This is a genomic window from Candidatus Nitrosocosmicus sp. FF01 (genome assembly GCF_047711275.1).
Lineage (GTDB): Archaea > Thermoproteota > Nitrososphaeria > Nitrososphaerales > Nitrososphaeraceae > Nitrosocosmicus.
The window spans coordinates 522,705-542,420 of sequence record NZ_JBLNIG010000002.1 but is presented as its reverse complement, the minus strand read 5'-3'; the positions used below and the strand labels follow the sequence as shown (position 1 = coordinate 542,420).

At 34.6% G+C, this 19,716-nt stretch carries 17 protein-coding genes; 9 read left to right on the top strand and 8 right to left on the bottom strand.

Annotation, left to right across the window (positions count from 1 at the left end; all coding sequences use genetic code 11):
* Positions 1–164: 164 nt before the first annotated feature.
* Entirely contained in the window at positions 165–1,163 is a 999-nt protein-coding gene (locus ACMT7R_RS08275; protein ID WP_415311140.1) for a hypothetical protein, read from the bottom strand.
* A gap of 142 nt (positions 1,164–1,305) precedes the next feature.
* Between ACMT7R_RS08275 and ACMT7R_RS08270 the strand changes: the two genes are divergently transcribed.
* Together ACMT7R_RS08270 and ACMT7R_RS08265 are read left to right on the top strand one after the other, a co-directional pair.
* The gene (locus ACMT7R_RS08270; protein ID WP_415311139.1) at positions 1,306–2,211 is read left to right on the top strand and encodes a hypothetical protein; all 906 of its coding nucleotides are present in this window, start codon (positions 1,306–1,308) and stop codon (positions 2,209–2,211) included.
* Between the two features lie 196 nt (positions 2,212–2,407).
* Entirely contained in the window at positions 2,408–2,971 is a 564-nt protein-coding gene (locus ACMT7R_RS08265; protein ID WP_144732171.1) for a methane monooxygenase/ammonia monooxygenase subunit C, read from the top strand.
* Positions 2,972–3,129: 158 nt separating this feature from the next.
* On the opposite strand, the gene ACMT7R_RS08260 is transcribed toward ACMT7R_RS08265, so the two are convergent.
* Together ACMT7R_RS08260 and ACMT7R_RS08255 are read right to left on the bottom strand one after the other, a co-directional pair.
* Complete coding sequence (locus tag ACMT7R_RS08260) at positions 3,130–3,612, bottom strand: hypothetical protein (RefSeq protein WP_415311138.1); 483 nt, start codon at positions 3,610–3,612, stop codon at positions 3,130–3,132.
* Between the two features lies 1 nt (position 3,613).
* Positions 3,614–5,092, bottom strand: a complete 1,479-nt coding sequence (locus ACMT7R_RS08255; protein ID WP_415311136.1) for an RtcB family protein — start codon at positions 5,090–5,092, stop codon at positions 3,614–3,616.
* An 88-nt stretch (positions 5,093–5,180) separates the two neighbouring features.
* Here ACMT7R_RS08255 and purB point away from each other — a divergent pair, with 88 nt between their 5' ends.
* The 3 genes from purB to ACMT7R_RS08240 all read left to right on the top strand — a co-directional run bounded on the left by purB (position 5,181) and on the right by ACMT7R_RS08240 (position 12,740).
* A complete protein-coding gene (gene purB / locus ACMT7R_RS08250) occupies positions 5,181–6,536 on the top strand; it encodes an adenylosuccinate lyase (RefSeq protein ID WP_415311134.1) in 1,356 nt (451 codons plus the stop codon).
* Between the two features lie 216 nt (positions 6,537–6,752).
* A complete protein-coding gene (locus ACMT7R_RS08245) occupies positions 6,753–9,152 on the top strand; it encodes a hypothetical protein (protein ID WP_415311133.1) in 2,400 nt (799 codons plus the stop codon).
* 57 nt (positions 9,153–9,209) lie between these two features.
* The gene (locus ACMT7R_RS08240; RefSeq protein ID WP_415311132.1) at positions 9,210–12,740 is read left to right on the top strand and encodes a chromosome segregation SMC family protein; all 3,531 of its coding nucleotides are present in this window, start codon (positions 9,210–9,212) and stop codon (positions 12,738–12,740) included.
* A 53-nt stretch (positions 12,741–12,793) separates the two neighbouring features.
* Here ACMT7R_RS08240 and ACMT7R_RS08235 read toward each other — a convergent pair whose 3' ends face one another.
* Both ACMT7R_RS08235 and ACMT7R_RS08230 read right to left on the bottom strand, forming a co-directional pair.
* Positions 12,794–13,735, bottom strand: a complete 942-nt coding sequence (locus tag ACMT7R_RS08235) for an ABC transporter ATP-binding protein (protein WP_415311131.1) — start codon at positions 13,733–13,735, stop codon at positions 12,794–12,796.
* A gap of 200 nt (positions 13,736–13,935) precedes the next feature.
* Complete coding sequence (locus ACMT7R_RS08230) at positions 13,936–14,496, bottom strand: ArsR/SmtB family transcription factor (protein WP_415311130.1); 561 nt, start codon at positions 14,494–14,496, stop codon at positions 13,936–13,938.
* Between the two features lie 90 nt (positions 14,497–14,586).
* On the opposite strand from ACMT7R_RS08230, the gene ACMT7R_RS08225 reads away from it, so the two are divergent.
* Positions 14,587–15,024, top strand: coding sequence for an HIT family protein (locus tag ACMT7R_RS08225; RefSeq protein ID WP_415311129.1), 438 nt, complete (start codon positions 14,587–14,589; stop codon positions 15,022–15,024).
* Here ACMT7R_RS08225 and ACMT7R_RS08220 read toward each other — a convergent pair.
* On the bottom strand, positions 15,021–15,719 hold the full coding sequence (locus ACMT7R_RS08220; protein WP_415311128.1) for an HAD family hydrolase: 699 nt from the start codon (positions 15,717–15,719) through the stop codon (positions 15,021–15,023). The genes ACMT7R_RS08225 and ACMT7R_RS08220 overlap by 4 nt on opposite strands.
* Before the next feature lie 225 nt (positions 15,720–15,944).
* Between ACMT7R_RS08220 and ACMT7R_RS08215 the strand changes: the two genes are divergently transcribed.
* Complete coding sequence (locus tag ACMT7R_RS08215; RefSeq protein ID WP_144732171.1) at positions 15,945–16,508, top strand: methane monooxygenase/ammonia monooxygenase subunit C; 564 nt, start codon at positions 15,945–15,947, stop codon at positions 16,506–16,508.
* Between the two features lie 97 nt (positions 16,509–16,605).
* Here ACMT7R_RS08215 and ACMT7R_RS08210 read toward each other — a convergent pair whose 3' ends face one another.
* On the bottom strand, positions 16,606–17,127 hold the full coding sequence (locus ACMT7R_RS08210; RefSeq protein WP_415311127.1) for a deoxycytidylate deaminase: 522 nt from the start codon (positions 17,125–17,127) through the stop codon (positions 16,606–16,608).
* Between the two features lie 258 nt (positions 17,128–17,385).
* On the bottom strand, positions 17,386–17,532 hold the full coding sequence (locus ACMT7R_RS08205; RefSeq protein WP_415311664.1) for a DUF5679 domain-containing protein: 147 nt from the start codon (positions 17,530–17,532) through the stop codon (positions 17,386–17,388).
* Positions 17,533–17,672: 140 nt separating this feature from the next.
* Between ACMT7R_RS08205 and glyA the strand changes: the two genes are divergently transcribed.
* Both glyA and ACMT7R_RS08195 read left to right on the top strand, forming a co-directional pair.
* Positions 17,673–18,992: a serine hydroxymethyltransferase gene (gene glyA, locus ACMT7R_RS08200; protein WP_415311662.1), complete on the top strand. Its 1,320-nt coding sequence runs from the start codon at positions 17,673–17,675 to the stop codon at positions 18,990–18,992.
* A gap of 174 nt (positions 18,993–19,166) precedes the next feature.
* Positions 19,167–19,703, top strand: a complete 537-nt coding sequence (locus ACMT7R_RS08195; RefSeq protein ID WP_415311126.1) for a ferredoxin family protein — start codon at positions 19,167–19,169, stop codon at positions 19,701–19,703.
* Positions 19,704–19,716 lie beyond the last annotated feature (13 nt).

Below are 19,716 nucleotides of genomic sequence, written 5' to 3'. Positions count from 1 at the left end.
CATGATATAAAATGTTATTTGTAATATATTCATCCTTTGTTATGCGCTGTAACCTGGACATTGTGATTTGATAGAAATAAAAATAGGAAAATTACTGGCCTTAGTCGTTACATTCTCTTCCATCCGTTATAAGAGAGAGAGGGAGAATAGTGTCTGTATGGTTGTTACATTGGCATATCCATAGGCATCGTGTGATTCATAGCCCCTCCCCCCATTGCCATTGAACCATTTTTAGAAGGAATTAGTGAGAAGGTCATTAAGCCCTCAGCACTAGTAGTGTTAGAATTTTTCAAATACTCGTTTGTAATTTGCTCAACAGCTGGTTTAGCGATCATAAAATGTACGACATCCTTTGTTTTATTATTCCCATCAACCATCAGTACATTTGTAACGTCTTTGCCATTAGTAAATCCCTGATAACCACCTTCCGCAGACAGTGGACTAGGTTTTGGGATTTCCACTTCCTGATGAATAAACACAGTGTTTCTAGGATCGGCTATTCGTTGTGGATCATAAGAAAACGGCATCGTAAAGTTTATCGAATTAGGTTGTTGATCGTAGGTTATATTCCCTATTTCATCGTAGTATGACAGGACCTTAATTGGAACTTCTTGTCCTTTTACATCCAATATTGCGTTTTCAGCTGCTCCAATACTGAGCCAACTATCGAATACGGGTTGTTGATCATCGGGAAGAATAGTGCGGGAAAAGTCTACGGTCAATATTCTAACAATAAAGTGATACAATCCTCCTTCCAAAAATATGGGTCCAGCTGCTACCACCGGATCATCACCTCTGGTAGTGTATGCATTCATTATGGGATCGAGCTCTCCATATATTGAAATCTGGCTTTGGTTTCTTGGTTGCATCTGGATGGTCAGATTTCCATTTGGATTAAAGAACCAGTCAGATAACAAAGTTTTTCCATCTTTTTCGATTGTAATGAAATATGTTACCTCCTTAAAGTTCTGGTCCGACTGATTTTCATAGAGTCTAAATTGGATTTCGGGTTTTTGAGCTTGCTGTTGGATTGTCTCTGTAGTAACCACCGGAGGTGACATTTTTATCAACAAATTAGCGGTACGGTCACCAAAAGATGCACCCAGCTCTTCCATGAAAAGACCATCACCGTAAACACTTTTTGGAACAAGAGAAAAAGTCAATAACGGACTAGACAACAAACTAAAAATAATAATCAGAGAAAAAACAAATTTCATATATAACATACTAGTGATATTTGACTATATAATTATTATTCAAATTTATGATAAAAATTATATCGACGAAAAGAACATCGTTTGTTGAATGGTTCGCTATAAACTCTATACCATATTAGCTATTCTAGTTACTCAAGTCATCATTTTTGGAGGAGGAGGAGTAGGAGGAGAAAGTGGATTCTTGTCGGTCAAAAATGTTTTAGGCCAGACTACCACAGCCATTACAACCAACACTAATACTACTAATTCAAAACCAAATTTTTCGCAAAATGAGTTGACAGTGAACTATTATGCTAGATTCAATTGTGGTTCAATCGATGACGATAGTGGACCGTTAAGGCCCGGAAAGTATGATTCAGATATTACTATTTTTAACAAAAAGGATTTTCCAATCACCATAATTTGGAAAGCGATTGCGGTAAATCAACAATATAAGAGTAATTTCAATATTCTTAATGTCCCTTCAGAAAGTATTGTAAATATTAATTGTGCAAAAATATTTCCATTTTCTCAAACAAGTCCAGATTCCGCTACTGCTAACAACACTACCAACAATATTTCAAACAATTTTGCAGAAGGGATTGTAAAAATAGAGATCAGTATCAATGACGGGTTACTGGTAAATAATTTTTTAAACAATCAGATTGGAAATACGATAATCAATGCGTCAGAAATTGGTAATTTGGTCAATGTAGACGTGTTGCACACGGTAAATACATTGGATAATTTAAACAAAGAAGCGTTGTATCTAAAAACAGATTTCTCGATACCCTCCGCTGAGGGAAAAATGATGGATAATCTTACCGCTATTTTTAAAATAGACTCTGATGAAATAATAAATCCTGTCAACCTAATCAAGAATAAGTTAGATTTACAAGAAGGCAATAGCACAAACATATCAGATATCCAGGTATACAAGACAGAAATTATTTCAAACATTTACACCGATAATCATGCCTTAACGGTTCAAAAGGTGGAGCCTATAATTTCTTAGTTAAATGTTCGGTTATCACTCCCGCTAATCAGCTATGCTTTACTTCACAATATCCATTATTTGTTCACTTTTATATAATTTCTATACTATTGACATATAAGAATAGTATTTTCTATATATTGTCCTATTTGCATTTGTAACTTTTATACTTAATATCTTATATACCTAAATCTGGAAGATATGTTGAAGAAAGATTATGGCCCAAATGCCAGCATTAATTCCAAAAGAAGTTGAAATTCAAAGGCTAAAAAAGATCTATCTGATGGTCATCATGCTAGGATCTATTGCTGCATCAGTAGAAGTAGATAACTTTGTTGATGGATCACTACACCAAACAGCAATTAGAGATAGTGCATTTACACCAGCTCACTGGTGGTTGTACAGTCACTTTATTGCACTTCCATTAGGTTGGGGATTTGTTGCAATGTATGACAGAAGAGTTCCAGTACTACGAGGACCAAACAATTCAATGAATACTGGTCTAAAGATCACCATTATCGGTTACTTGGCAACCATGTTTACTATAGGTATCAATGAAATGTGGCACTTTTGGTTTGTTGAAGAGATATTCTCTGTACCAAACCACTGGATGTTTAACATGGGTGTAGTAGTAGCATTTATGGGTGCTTTGGCCTATGTAGTTAGGGTATATGCACGTTTGGTGGAGCTGGGTGCGGAAACGCCTGCAAGAAACCCATACGTAGCAGAAATGTACAAACTAGCACTAGAAGGAAAACTCTACAGCAGATCAGTTCCTTAATTTTTTTATTTTTTTTTGTTTTAATTATAGTAGAATTTAATCATAAAAAGATAATCAAAATAGTAACAAAGTGTAAGTATTTTCCATAAAGTTTATATAAAATGGATGCCAGCATGATGGCAAGAAACTTCTAGCAAGCCCTATTGACTTTACTTAGCTTAGGACGATTCATCCAGTTCTGAAGCTGTTGATTGTTTTAGTTTATCCGAAAAACTTATTGTTTTGCCATGGTCTGATATAGAAATATGGGTATCAACCCTGATATTTAGACCAAGTGATCTATAAACACTAAGCATATCACCACCAGATATTCCAGGGATTTCTCCAAACCGAATTAGTTCATTTAACCTCTTTATTATCATCTTAGTTTGGAATGGGTATTGTTGTTCTGCAAGTTTTAGAACCTCATCCCCTCTGTCATACATGTGGCGCAGCAAAAAGTTCCTTTCGGAATCAATTTCGTTAGATTTTTGTTTATTTATTTGATTTTGGAGTTCCAAATTATTCTTGTCCTTCTCCTTCGCCTTCTCTTGCTCCTGCCTTTCTCTGAATGCCAATTGTTCCTGTAATTTCCTCATCTTTCGTTTTTTAATTAATTCAAGATCTGGATCATCCATGCCTGAATTCTTACCTGCGTCCAATTTAACCTTTAATAACTCCCAGAGGGACAAGTCTAACGACTTTAGTCGCGATCCCAACGTTGTGTGATACATCCGCAACCATGTCTACATCCTTGTATGCATCCGGTGATTCTTCAATTAGTCCATTTTTGGTCAAAGATCTAACATATATTCCTCTTGACTCTAATTTTTTCTTTACACTTTCTAGTGTATGGGTTCTTTTTGCCTCTGATCTTGACATAGTTCTTCCTGCGCCATGTGCCGTGGATCCAAAGCTAAGATCCATAGATTTTGGAGAACCTAAGAGAACCCAGCTTGCTGTACCCATCGATCCTGGTATAATCACAGGTTGACCGATAGACCGAAACCTTGAAGGAAGTTGTTCCATTCCATATGGGAATGCACGCGTGGCACCTTTTCTATGTACTACCAAGTCACGAGAACCTTCACCATCAATTTTATGATGTTCAACCTTTGCAATGTTATGAGACACATCATATACTAGCTTCATTTCCAGATCCTCTTCTCGTAGATTTAGAACCTTTTGAAATGTCATCCTCGTCCAGTGAGTAAGCATTTGTCTATTTGCCCATGCAAAATTCAATGCAGAGAACATAGATTTTCTGTAACTTTCTCCCTCTGTCGAAATATTGGGTACACAAGCCAACTCCCTGTCTATTACATTTAAATCATATTTTTTCATGGCTTGTTCTGATAACCTAAGATAATCTGAACAAACTTGATGTCCGAATCCACGAGAACCACAATGTATTAGGATCTGTATCTCTCCTTCCCGTGAAATACCCATGGCACTTGCTGCTTCCTTATCAAGTATCTTGTCTACCTTTTGGATCTCAAGAAAGTGATTCCCCGAACCGAGGCTGCCTAATTGCATCGAGCCTCTTTTCCTTGCATTGGCCGAAATGTTAACGGGGTCTGCGCCATTCATCTTTCCGCCCTCTTCACATGATTCCAGATCACTATCCATACCGTAACCATGTTCCACAGACCACTTTGCTCCATCAACAAGCAAATCATCTAGTTCCGCGTTGGTCAGCTTAATAGCCCCTTCACTTCCCACACCAGTTGGAATAGATGAAAATAGAGAATCCACCAAGTGTTTGAGTTTTGAATGGATATCAGATTCCAGTAAATTAGTTCGAATCAATCTAACTCCACAATTGATATCATAGCCGACTCCACCGGGGCTAATTATCCCTTCCTCGAAATCAGATGCAGCTACTCCGCCAACTGGAAAGCCGTAGCCCTCATGTCCATCAGGAAGTACAACCATATGCTTTTTGACGCCAGGCAGAGTTGTGACATTGACCGCCTGATCGAGTGTTCTATCTAACGTCATTTTGGAAATCAATAGATCATTTGCGAATACTGTGACTGGAACATTCATTCCTCTCGATTTATCCCTCTCTATCTGAAACTGATTATCTGAAATTTTGTTAACTACATGTTTACCATTTTTTGTTACTAATGAACCAGACATTATACCTTTTAAGATAAATAATCGAATTTTGGCAAATATTAATCATCCTAAATAATAAATTAGATAATTCATATTTGATTCTAGACTGATGCCGATTTTACCTATTGATAGTGGAAGATATGGAACAAAAGAAATGAAGGCTATTTTTGAGGAAGAAACAAAATTACATTATGAATTGACCTTCGAAGCTGAAGTGGCCAACGCACAAGCTAAACTAAACATGATTCCAAAAGCAGCAGCAGCCGATATAAAAAATGTAGTTTTGTCGAATAGAATTACAGTAAAAAGAGTTAAAGAATTAGAAAGTGTAAGTGATCACGATATAGCGGCAATAGTTGAAGCAATCAGCGAATTATGCTCGGAAAGCTCTAAACCGTGGGTTCATTACGGATTAACAAGTAATGATGTAGTAGATAGCAGCACTTCCATGCAGATGCGAGATGTATTTAGAATTATTGAAACAAAATTACAACAATTGATAAAAGAATTGCTGGATAAAGCGAGAAAATATCAGGATTTGCCTTCAGTGGGTAGAACACATGGACAACATGCCAGCATCACTGCATTTGGACTCAAATTTGCTATTTGGGCAAACGAGTTACTAGATGATTTGACGAGAATTAACGAAGGTAAAAAAAGATTCTTGTTGTGTAAGACCTTGGGGGTAGTTGGAACAGGTTCATTGATGAGAGAGAAAGCGCTCGAAGTTCAAAAAGTCGTCGCAAATGAATTGGACCTATTTCCTACAGAGGCCGCTACTCAAGTAATTCAAAGAGAAAGGTATGCGGAGATGATGTTCATAATTACGCTTGTATCTTCCACCCTTGATAAAATGGCTATTGAAATTAGAAATTTACAACGAACTGAAATTGATGAGGTTCAAGAATCATTTAAAAAAGGACAAATGGGGAGTAGTGCAGTACCAGTAAAAAGAAACCCTATAAAGAGTGAAAGGATTTCTTCTTTGGCCAGAATTATTAGATCAAATCTAAATGTTTCTTTAGAAAATATTGCATTATGGCATGAAAGGGATCTATCAAATTCTGCTAACGAGCGTTTCATAATTCCAATGGCATCTATTTTAATCGACGATATGATAGGTACGATGGTAAAAATCATATCGGGATTGAAAATAAATACAGACAAAATTCAAAAGAATATTGAATTAACAAACGGTCAAATATTTGCAGAGTTTGTTCTTCAAGGATTGATATTAAAGGGTCTTCCAAGGGTTAAGGCATATAGGAGTATCCAATCCATAGCCTTTAATGCAGCAGAAAATCACAAGCATTTTTATGATGCACTAATAAGTGAACCTGAAATCACTGATAATATTAGCAAAGAGGAACTAAAAGTTATCTTTAATCCTCAAACTCAGCTTTCAGCTTCAAAGAACATTATAAACAATGTTGAAAATAAGGCAAGAAAGATGGATGTTTACTAGTTCCCTATACATCTGGTCTTTGTTTCCTATCATATTGATGATGTAGCTTTTGACCTTGACCTAATAATGATAATAACAGCTAGTCACTTTATTCTTAGCATTAAAGCAGAGATCTTAAAAATAACATTCATAAAATAGAAAGAGGGATAAATTAAATTAAATATCAATAAATGGAAAATTAGACGGTGCCCGATTTCCAATTGGGTGTGGAGTTAATTGACTGTAGAAGGTAATTCTACCATAAAGTCTAAAAAATGGACATTTAATCTATCTCATTACGATTATGCTGCATATTTTTTTATTGCTTTATCTTTTACCTCTATGATTAGCACAGGTATATTTGCCATCCCACTATTGTCTGACCTTTTTTTGAATGAGAAATTTGATTGGAACAAGGATTGGATAAATTTGTTATTTTCGATTACCAGTGCATTGGGGTGTGTATGGGGTCTGATGGCGCACACACAGTTTGAGTATGGTACTAAATTAGTCAGAGATACATGGCACGCTAGTCGTAAATTGGACCCGCTCATCGGAGAATATGATTGCGAAACCTTGAATCCAGAAACAAACCAGCCAGAAGAAGGTTATGCATATCACCGTTTGGTAGATTTCTGGGACAGAGAAAACGAAGTACCGCATTGGCTCGATAAGGGTAAATATTGGAAGATGCTCTTAGAGTTACAAAAAATAAACAAGAATGTAAAATTGCAAGTAGTAAAGGATGCCAGCCTCTCATTTAATAAAGGAAAAGGGAACGTTATCATAATAATACGATATACCAATAATATAGGGTCGATGTCTAGGAACACAAGATCATTAGTAGACGATAATTCAATCACAGTTTTTAAAGTCATGATACCACAGTGGCTGGTATTAAATACAGAATACAAGAGATTTAATATGTTCTCTCAGGTGGAAATAAATACAATAACGAATAAAATATCTAACGTTAATAAGAACATTCCCCAAATAATTGACGAAATCCTATTTAAAGAAAAACCCGTACTTAAGAATACAGGAAATATACTCACATCTTTCTATACTTATTTAAACAAAAGTCTCCCAATACGAATAGTATATAACAAAGCAAAAGATATCCTCCCTGGTGCTAAAAAGAGACAAATTCAATACACAAATGAAAATTTGTCGGGTTTAACTTTAGACTACTTAATCGAATCAATTCTAATAAAATCAAAAGCAGTGGGAATCAATGAAATGTCCCTTGATAAACTGCATACGTTGACAGAGTTCCTAAAAAAAGAGTATGAAAAGCTGGGTTTGGGGGAAGGCTCAAGTGAATATCACAACTTACACCATTCACTAGAGGTCACGTATATGAGCCTCAATATGTTACCAAAGGAAATACATGGATATACCATCACTAGTAAAGACTTTGAAATAATGGTGGTGGCTGCTTTGCTGCATGACTACGATCCTGTAATTGGCACATCTCATTATGAATTAAGATATTCAAGAGTACCTACAGTTTCAAGCACCATAGCGGAATTAAAGAGAACAAGAATTCATGATGCATATTTTATGTTGACAAATGATGAATTCATCAGATTTTTCAGAAAATACGAGTCTTCATTATTGCCTCCGCAGGAGTTCGCAACTACGCATCCAGAAATGCTTGCGGACAGAAAAGTCAATGTCGAAAGCAAAATAGTTGAAGCTCTAATCTGGAGAACAGATTATCCATTTAACCAGAAGGCTTATAACAGTTTTAATCAGTTGCTAAAGGAAATAGATAGTGAAGAGATTTCGGTAGAAAAAATCAATTTGATCGCAGAAATTCTATCACTTTCAGATTTATCGGTAACATATTTAAGTTCAGACCCTCTCCTAGCCTGGAACAGAGTAGTTAAATTATATGAAGAATTAGATTTTCCAATAGTTGAGGCAGTTTCTAGAACTGATAGATTTTTATCATTATTTTCAGAAGGTTCTCTATTTAAAGAAATCATAACAAGAAAGAATTTTCCAGACGTATTTAGGCAAAAATGGGATAATGTGTACCAATTTTTTCATGAAGGTAACCCAGCCAATAAAATAAACAATCTAATTTTAGATGCCAAAACAAAGTATGAAAAAATAAACATAGACGTAAAGACAAGTAGTTGTGATTTTTTAATAAATAATGCTCTAAAGAAAAGGAACGAATATTTCATCGGTATTGTAAAAGACAAAATAGAAATAATCAATACACAAGCAAAACTATCCGGTATTCAAATCAACAACTTGGAAATATTGCCCGGTAACAGCGAAAATATCCTTCCTTTTATAAAAGATAAATCTGTGGATAATTTCATAGTTACTATCTTTTATGATAAATCCAGAAAAACTGTGAATAAGGAAAGAATTTTGAAGAACTTGCTTCATTCTTATAGCTCAAAATTAAATCATGGCGGGACTATTCAGATTGTTGTAGACGATAATGTAGACTTTGAAAAAATAATTTCCCTCATACCAGCTCACGACTACAAGATACTTGAGTCAAGTGATACATTTTTGCCCAATTCAGATGGTTCAAGTAAACCTAACAATTTAAGGCGGGTCAAAGTAATTACCATTCAAAATTTACACCAAAATAACAGTAACAGCTATAATTAGTAGTTAAAAAACAAAAAGAAATAATAAAGAAAAGGACCATAGGAATACAATATAATTTTGGTTTATATTAAAAAATTAGATGTTTTTGGATTTAAATCATTTGGTTCAAAGAATATTTCTTTAAATTTTCAGAAGGGATTAATAGCAGTGACCGGTCCAAATGGGTCTGGAAAAAGCAATATCCTTGATGCCATTATATTCGCTCTAGGAGAGAATAGCCCAAAGGCTCTTCGAGTAGACAAGTTTCAGTCATTATTTCATGATAGTGATGCTAGTGATAACCCTCACAAAGTGGTAAAAGTAAGTGTAACATTTGACAATGAGGATAGAGGGATCCCAATAGATGACAATCTTGTTACCATTACAAGAGAAATGTCTGGAGGCAATACAGGTGAAAGTCAATATTATCTGAATAAGAAAAGGGTGTCAAGAAATAACATTCTAGAACTAATGGAAATAGTAGTAGCTTCGCCCAATAAACTTAACATTGTTCAGCAGGGAATGATCACAAGGATTTCCGAACTCAATTCAGAAGATAGGAGAAAAATCATAGAAGATATCATCGGGCTATCGTATTTTGATGAAAAAAAAGAGCAAGCCTATAAGCAACTGGAAGAATCAGACAGAAGGCTAGAAATAGCTTTGGCCAAAATGGGCGAGGTTAGAAACAGAATTGATGAGTTAGAAGAGGAAAGAAACTATCAACATAGATATTCGCAAATAGAATCAGAAATTAACAGGTTAAAGGCTATTAGATTATCTGGAAGTCTCAATAACCTAACAAATAAAATTGCAGAGTTTAAAGAAGAGCAAAAAAACAAGGAGGAGAAAAATATAGAAATTTCAAAAAAATTGGATGAATTAAGCTCACAAATTGAAAATGCAAATAAAGATAAGGAACAGTTTCTTATTCAAGCAAACGCCTCTACCAATGAGAAAATGATGCACGAAAAGAAACTATCGGCGGCAAACTTCGAATATCAAAAGACAAGATCCGCTCTTAAGGAAGCAGAATATCATTTTAATCAGATTGTACAGAATGAAAAATCAAATAAGATTGAACAGGAAACACATCAGAAGAAAATTAATGAACTTCAGCTCCAACTCAAAAAGATCGAACCAGAAATCCGTTCTTTAGAAGAGACTCAAATTAATCTGAGAAATTCACTGGAGGCGAAAAATAAGCAATTTAATGAAATAAAGAAATCAAATTCGGATGATATAAATCAAAAGAATTTCTTGATAAATAGAATAAACAAATTGATACCTATAAAGGGCAAAATCGAAATAAACATTGCCAGATTAGAAGAGAACATTAAGAACGATTCATCAAAGATAAAAGAGAACGATTCACAAATATTTCAAATACTTGCAAGAAATAAAGAAATTGAAAGGATAGTAAGTAATTCAAGATCAAAAATTACCCTCATGGACAAGGAATTAAATGCATTTAGGGGTGAAAAAGAAAAAATTGAGGAAAAATTTCTAAAAATGAACAAAGAGACAAATACATCAAAGTCGGTTATAGAAAATGCAGATAAAGTAATCATAAAATATGATGAAAAGATCAAACTTGCAAAGAATAGTTTGACAGAAGACTATGCCATTGCAACTTTATCAAAAGATTTTGAGAATCTAGGAGTAATAGGATACGTATTTAATTTACTAACGTGGAACGAAAAATATCAAAAGGCCGTAATAGCATCAGGAAACGAATGGATGAAATCAATAGTAGTCAAAGATATCAAAAGTATGATCACACTTGCTGAATTTTCCAAAAACAAGGGAATAAATTTTTTAAAAATCATTCCACAGGAATTGCTTGTAGTAGATAGAATAAGAAACGTAGAAGATAATCCATCAGTTCTAGGGGTTCTATCAGACTTTGTATCTAGCAAGATACCATACTTGTCAGAATTCTTGTTTGGAAATATAATACTCACAAAGAATCCATTGACCGCCTATATACTATCTAAAAAAGGATTTAAAGCAGTATCGATAACTGGAGAAATCTTTTTCCCGGATTTATCTCTGATGCAATTCGATTATGGTTCAAAGATTGCAGATATTACAAAGGACTTGTTACTTTCTGATTCTATCGAAAATCTAAAAATAAATATAGAAAAGTTAAGGGAATTGACCAAGCTAAGAGTTAAAGAACTAAATGATCTCAATGAATTAAGAATCGCCAAATCAAAAGAACTTGATAATTACGATCACGAAAGATCCAATATCATAGAGAAAATAAAGGAAGCAGAGAATGTAATATCTACAAATCAAAAGAATTTAAATCGACTTTATACTTTAAATGCAGAACACAGTTCATTTCTTGACAAGCTTTTCCTTGATTTAAAATATTTTGAAAAGAGATTCACAATCATAATAAATACCATTGAAAGGCTCAATTTACTAATAAGAGAAATAGAAGAAAGAATAGATCATAAAGGTATAGAAAAGATAGAAGAGGAGAAAAATTCAATTGTTGCAGAAATGGAATCTCTTAACATCAAACTAAATCAGCTAAAGCTGACAGAATCCATGACTGCAAACAATTTGGAAAGTAATTCACGTTTATACAACCGAGCCAAAGAGGCATATGAAAGCCTACAAGTCGAGAAGATTGAGAAGAAAAATTTCTTGGATAAGGCCATATTAGAAAGCCAAAGAATTGAGTCAGAAATGAAAATTTTGAGAGAAAAAGAGGATGAAATAATACAATCATCTAGTTTAACGTATACAAAATTGCAAGAGTATGAAAATATAAACAAAAGACTGAGTGAGCAAGAGAAAAGTACTAGTCGAGAATTAAATCAATTAGATAAAGACCTAGGATTTCTGAGAAAAGATATCATGGATTTAGAAAATCAATTTGTAAATCAGAGTAATGAACTTGCAAGATTGGGTCACAAAACATTGCTGGAAAGTTTTGATGTGGATACACTTTATCGTGAATTAAAAGAAGAATTTGAGGGTATCAAAGATCAAGTTAACTTTAGGGCAGACGAAACATATTTGGAAATAATAGAAGGATATAGGGGATTATCCGACAAAAGAAATCAACTTGAGGAAGAGAGAAATTCAATCGTGGGTTTCATTGAGGAGATAGCAAAGGAAAAAGAAAATCAATTCATAGATGCTTTTAGAAAGGTTGATGAAGATATAAGAAAGACTTTTTCTGATATTACAGGTGGTAACGCTTGGTTAGAACTAGAAAATCCGGAAAATATTTTTTCGGGAGGAATCCTGTTGATGGTACAGTTTCCCAACAAACCTGCAAGAGAATCTACCTCCTTATCTGGTGGTGAGAAGACAATGGCAGCTATAGTATTTCTCCTAGCCTTGCAGTCCCTTAAACCATCCCCTTTTTATCTGATGGATGAAGTAGATGCTCACCTCGACGCTCAAAATACTGACAGGTTATCAAAAATATTAATGCTAAGATCCATAAATAACCAGATAATAATGGTAACCCTTAAAGATTCTACAGTTGCTAAATCAGATCTAATCTTTGGAGTTTATCCAAAGAACGGAATATCTCAAGTGGTAAAATATAATCATCCTAGCAAGGTAAAAGTGGAAGCACAGTGATTTGATAACTCTAAAAGTATTCTTGGCAAGAGAATCGAAATTTTAAGATTATTCTAGTTTAGGTTGGTAACGACATTTTTGTAATAAAAACATGAAACAGCATGCTTCTTATTGATATTAAATTGTTGGATATCTTGGGTGCAATCAGCAAAAGATAATTTGCAACGGTTGTAAAATTTGCACCCTTTTAATGGCAAAGCAGCAGCAGAAGTATTCGAGCCAGAGAAAGTCTTGTAGAATTTGGATTCAGTAGAAGCAAATGTAACGGCATCAAGTAACATCCAAGTATATGGATGAAGTGGGTTGTGTAATACCTCATCGATATCCCCATATTCCACAATATTTCCTGCAAACATTATTCCAATCTTGTCACCGATAAATCTAGAAGTAGCGAGATCATGAGTAATATATATAATAGAAATATTCAGAGATTTCCTCAAATCATTAAGCAATGATAAGATTTCGGCTCTAACAGAAATATCCAGCATGGAAACTGGTTCGTCAGCGATAATTAACTTGGGAATTTTTACAATAGCCCGTGCAATAGAAACACGCTGTCTTTGTCCCCCTGAGAGCATTGTCGGATATTTATCTAAAAATTCATCTACTGGTTCAAGTTTAGTTCTACGTAAAGCGATACGTACTTGCTCTATTTTTTCTTCCTTACTACTGGATCCTCTATCATGTATTTTTAGTGGCTCCATAACTATATCTTTAACCTTGAGATGCGGGTTAAGCGAACTATAAGGATCCTGATGGATCATTTGTATCAATGAATAAAACTTTTTTTTCTTTTTCAAAACTTGAACATCATTTCCTTCAAAGTAGATCGTGCCGCTGTCTGGTGTTAGTGATCCCATTATGAGCTTGGCCAAAGTTGTTTTTCCGGATCCAGATTCGCCAGCTAGAACCATTACTTCGCCTGCGCCCACCTCCAATGATACGTTATCTATTACTTTTCGAATATGATTGGACTTTGAAAAAAAACTAAACAAATTTCTATGAATAGGGAAGATCTTATTTACATTCTTAAGTAAAAGAAAAGGGGACATGAGTTAGATAATTTAAGAACTTTTTAGTATTTTAAAATAATGTTTGCAATCTCAAAAAAGAGGATCTGGGATTGCCTGATTTGAAATAGCATTATTAGTGCCGTTATTTGCTTTATAACAACCGCTATAATCGAAACCAAAAACTATACCGTTGGGGACAAAACTGTCTTGAGTAATTTTCGCAATACTTTTGCTATAACCATGTTAAAAACCATAAAAAGTAAAAATTCCGCGTAGTGATAAGTTCTACATATTTTGCATCTTGATTTAACATCAGATAAAATAGTGGAGATCAAATCCTTTTCATTTATGATAATTTTTTTTATAACTTTGTAGAGTTTTGGATATAACAAGTTGACAATTTCCTTACTATCTCGTGCAAAGGTCACAAATGGAAAATTTTCATATACTAACATCTTTACATTGGATTTGTAGTACTTTACCAATTTCCCTTTAACCTCTTCTTTTCTTTGGATACTTATCAAACCATTTTTTTTCAGTATTAATATATGATGTCTCAAGGTAGTCATGGCTATATCGTATTTAGCTTTTTTTAATAAATCAAACAGATTTCTAGTCGACAGATTTCTATGGTAAAGAAAATCCAAAATTTTTAGCCTATGAGGATCGCTTAAACTCTTGGCAATATTTTCGTTCATCAGAATTGTAACTAAAGGCCTCTCATGAATTGATGTTTTATTCATGTCATATCCTTTTTAGTTCAATTTTATTAATCTTGGTGAATCAGAATATATTGTAATCTTTTATTATTATGAGCACATTTAGGAATAAATATGATGAGTCCAAACAAGTGTGTATTTTGTGAAATCATAAAAGGTAACATAAAGACCAGAAAAATATATGAAACTGAACATTCAATTGCGATTTTAGATGCGTTTCCCTTAAGAAAAGGTCATTCGCTTTTAATTTCTAAAACTCACAGACCTAAAATTCAGGATCTAAGCATTGGCGAAAATAGTGATATTTTTAGTGCACTACATTTTTTGACTGATAAAATTGAAAAGGCGATGGATGGTAGTTCATCACTAATAAGCATTCATAATGGGAGGGACGCAGGGCAAGAGATTCCCCATTTCCATGTACACATTATTCCAGCTTCTGAATCAGAAAGAAATAGGTCAATTCATTCATTATTTGACAAGAAAAATATCCCAGCAGACGAGCTTGATGACCACTGGAAAAACATATCGAAATTGATAGAGTCGGCCTAACCAATGCGTAACAATATCTCAGGTAATTCTGTTAAAGAATTTATTGTAAATAGCGGTGTTTCCTTCTCATTTCTAGCTCTTTGAATTTTGTACAAAGAATTCAGAGTACGAATAGTCTTCATCCCAAGCTCATTAGCTGGCATTATATCTATGTCTAATCTATCTCCGACCATTATGCATTTATTGATACTTAAATTTGCATCAGCCAGTGCCTTTTGAAATATGTTATGATCCGGTTTCTTAAAACCGATATTTTCAGACAAGCACACCACATCAAAATACTTATCGAGATCATGTCTTCGTAGCAGGTTTGCAGAACCTGATGAATTGTTGCTAATAATTCCCAGGGAATATTTTTTGGACAACTGCGGAATTATTTTAGGAACTTCGTCGAACAATTTGATTAACTCTCTCTTGTTACGTAGTAAATCTTCCATCAAAACATCGTTAATCGTTGATTCATATCCACGGGGGAGAATTAGTTTAGATATTAGAGGGACCAGTTCCAAAAATCCAGAAGTTCCAAACTTTCTATCCAGAATTAAATTATTTCTCAGTGCAGTATAGTTTCTCCGATCTACTCTTGCACCATAGTCGTTGAGAGTCTTAAACAACAGGTTATCAAAATAGGCTACAAAACTCCATTCATCAATCAAAGTTTGTCCCAGATCAAAAAAGATGAATGGATCCAACATCTCAATTTAGAGATAACTAATTATTTATCGTTTGGACCTTTTTATCACTCCCGCTAATCAGCTATGCTTTACTTCACAATATCCATTATTTGTTCACTTTTATATAATTTCTATACTATTGACATATAAGAATAGTATTTTCTATATATTGTCCTATTTGCATTTGTAACTTTTATACTTAATATCTTATATACCTAAATCTGGAAGATATGTTGAAGAAAGATTATGGCCCAAATGCCAGCATTAATTCCAAAAGAAGTTGAAATTCAAAGACTAAAAAAGATCTATCTGATGGTCATCATGCTAGGATCTATTGCTGCATCAGTAGAAGTAGATAACTTTGTTGATGGATCACTACACCAAACAGCAATTAGAGATAGTGCATTTACACCAGCTCACTGGTGGTTGTACAGTCACTTTATTGCACTTCCATTAGGTTGGGGATTTGTTGCAATGTATGACAGAAGAGTTCCAGTACTTCGAGGACCAAACAATTCAATGAATACTGGTCTAAAGATCACCATTATCGGTTACTTGGCAACCATGTTTACTATAGGTATCAATGAAATGTGGCACTTTTGGTTTGTTGAAGAGATATTCTCTGTACCAAACCACTGGATGTTTAACATGGGTGTAGTAGTAGCATTTATGGGTGCTTTGGCCTATGTAGTTAGGGTATATGCACGTTTGGTGGAGCTGGGTGCGGAAACGCCTGCAAGAAACCCATACGTAGCAGAAATGTACAAACTAGCACTAGAAGGAAAACTCTACAGCAGATCAGTTCCTTAATTTTTTTATTTTTTTTTGTTTTGTTCTTATTAGTTTAGAGTTTTAAACAGTTAATGCAAATTATTCACTGATTTGTAGTAAAAGTACCATTTCACAATTATTTGAACATTTTTTCAATCCAAGATTCTAATTTTGACGGATCCATTTCCAAGATCTTTACCCCAGCCTGCTTTAGTATAGCAGTCCCGTCCTCGGCATACCGAGTCAATATAACAACTCTGTCAATTCCAACTGTAATCGCCATCTTACTACATTCTATGCATGGTGAAAGAGTAGAATACAGAGTGGCATTTTTAGTGCTGCCGGCATTTCCAAACATAACACACTGCATTATTGCGTTAGCCTCAGCATGCACACATATACATCGCTCAAGACCTTCTCCCGATTTAATTGCGCCTTTTACCCTATCAGAACATCTTTTACACCCACCTTCATAGCAATTAGTAAAGCCCGAAGGAGTACCATTGTAACCGGTTGATATTTGCCTATAATTCTTAACTATAACTGCTCCGATTTGCCTTGTAAGGCAATTTGCTCTAAGTTTGGCTAAAAAGGCTTGTATCATAAAGTACGTATCCCAATCCGGCCTATCAAAATCTGTTGTGGACGTGCCCTTCATGAATTCTATAAAGCATTACTGATTAATATATAACAGTTCAGAGCTAGAAGGTTGTCATCATTACTGTACAAAAAATAAAAGTTATCAAATATAAAAATTTTAACAACTGTATATATAGTGACTGTACTGTGATTGCATTATCATTATTGATACGAATTAATTAGCCTAGGTTGGAGTTTGCAGACACTCAGATATGCTCAAAATAATAAAAATATCGACTTTAATCATCGGAATTATCAAAATGTTCATTATTTTTTATTATTTTTTAGATCCTCCTATTTTGAACATTTTCGTATTACATACGCTACATATACCCTGGGTGGCAGGTCTTCCGTTTTTCATTGTTACCTGTTTTTCATCTTTCATTTCTCTTTTTGCTTTACACTTTACACAATATCCTTCCATCTGATTAACCTTCTGCATGAGTAGATAAAATACATGTAGTATAAAATTATTGTTATAATTACCTAAAAAATTATACCTAAAATATTACTATTTATCAAGATTACGATATTTTATATAAGTAATTATTCCAAAAAAAGGTGTTGAATGGAAAAGAAATACAGAATGACATTTTAAAGTTGATTAAAGAACACCATGACTGGTTTAATAATTCAATCCCACTTATAGCTAGTGAAAACATTCCTAGTCCTGCCGTCCGAGAAGCAGTGGCTTCAGATTTTGGAAATAGATACGCAGAAGGCTGGCCTGGAGAGAGAGTTTATGCTGGATGCACCTACATAGACAAAGTTGAAAATATTTGCAATGATTTGGCAAGGTCGGTTTTTAAGGCCGAATTCGCAGACTGCAGGGCTACATCAGGTGTTGTTGCAAATTTAGCAATTTATTCAGCTTTTTCAAATCCAGGAGATACCATGATAGCCTCCTCAATTCCTACAGGAGGACATATTTCGCACGGTAAAAGGGAACACTATGGGACTGCAGGGTTGGTACACGGTTTGGTAATAGAACACTTTCCATTTTCCAAAGAAAATATGACTATAGATGTAGAAGAAACTAAGAAGAAAATAAGCAATTTAATCGATGATGGGAGGCCTCCAAAAATAGCCATGTTTGGCGGAAGTCTCTTTTTATTTCCACATCCCGTTAAAGAATTATCAGAATTTCTTCATGATAAAAATATTTACATAAATTATGATGGTGCACACGTTGCAGGTTTGATCGCAGGTGGACAGTTTCAGGATCCTTTACGAGAGGGTGCAGATTCTATGACAATGAGTTCGCATAAAACATTATGGGGCCCTCAAGGAGGAATAATAGTTTCTGCGGAAAAGTATGCAGAGCCAATTAAAAAAGCGATTTTTCCAGGAAATACAAGCAGTCATCACTTGCATCACGTCGCGGGCAAGGCCGTTGCATTAGCGGAATCTCTAGAATTTGGTGAGGAGTATGCCAAACAAGTAATTAAAAATGCAAAGATGCTTGCCTATTCGCTTGCAAATCATGGATTTAAGGTATTAGGAGAAAAGAGAGGATACACTGAATCGCATCAGCTGGCTGTAGATGTCTCAAATTATGGGGATGGTGGAAATATTGAAAAAGACTTAGAAAGATGCAACATAATCTTAAACAGACAATTGCTTCCTGGCGATATTAAAGGGGGTAGAAATTATTTTCATCCTAGTGGGGTACGGATTGGAGTTCCAGAGGTAACCCGACTAGGAATGAAAGAAAATGAAATGCAAGAAATAGCGACGTTTATCAAAAAAGTTGTTATCGATAAGCAAGACATCTCCAAGGTTCGGACAAATGTAATAGAATTCAGAAAGAACTTTCAAAAAGTACATTATGCATTTGATGACAAAACGTCAGCTTATCAATATATTCAACTGGTAAATACCTGATGAGGTATTAGAAATTACCTCACTATTGTCTAACAACAATGAATAATATCCAATGGCAAAAGACGTATGATAGACAACTGCCAATGTATTTATATGCATATAGAAATACAATTCCGAAGAAACTCTACACATGATTTATATAATATTAAAGATCAAATACCACTGCGAAAAAATATGCCAATCGATCCAGATTTTCCAACAAATAATCAGGTAATTGGAAAGATAAAAATGTCAGACGGTGAACATTATCACTTTTTATGGGGTCCTGGTTCACTAAAAGAAGCATCAGAAAATTCAGAAGTTAAAGAAGCATTTGAAGCAAAGGGAGAAGAAGTGGGACCATTAGGGATAAGTGGGACCATGGTAGCAGTCGACTGGGACTCATGTGTAGCAGATGGAGCATGTATTGAAGCATGTCCTGTACAAGTATTTCAATGGTACAGAACTGAACACGATGTACCAGCAAAAGAAGCTATAAATCAAGTATGGGAAGGAACTGGCTCTTCTGAAAAGGAAGAAAGAAAAGATTACACCGATAAAGCAGATCCAATTAGAGAACATGATTGTATCTGGTGCATGGCATGTGTATCGGTATGTCCACCTCAGGCAATAAAGGTAGATCAAGCTGCACTAGAATTCCATGAAAAAGCATCAGGAACATTTAACGAAGAATTATCAAAGGGTAGTGCACCTCCGCCTCACGCACACTAAATATTTTTTTAAT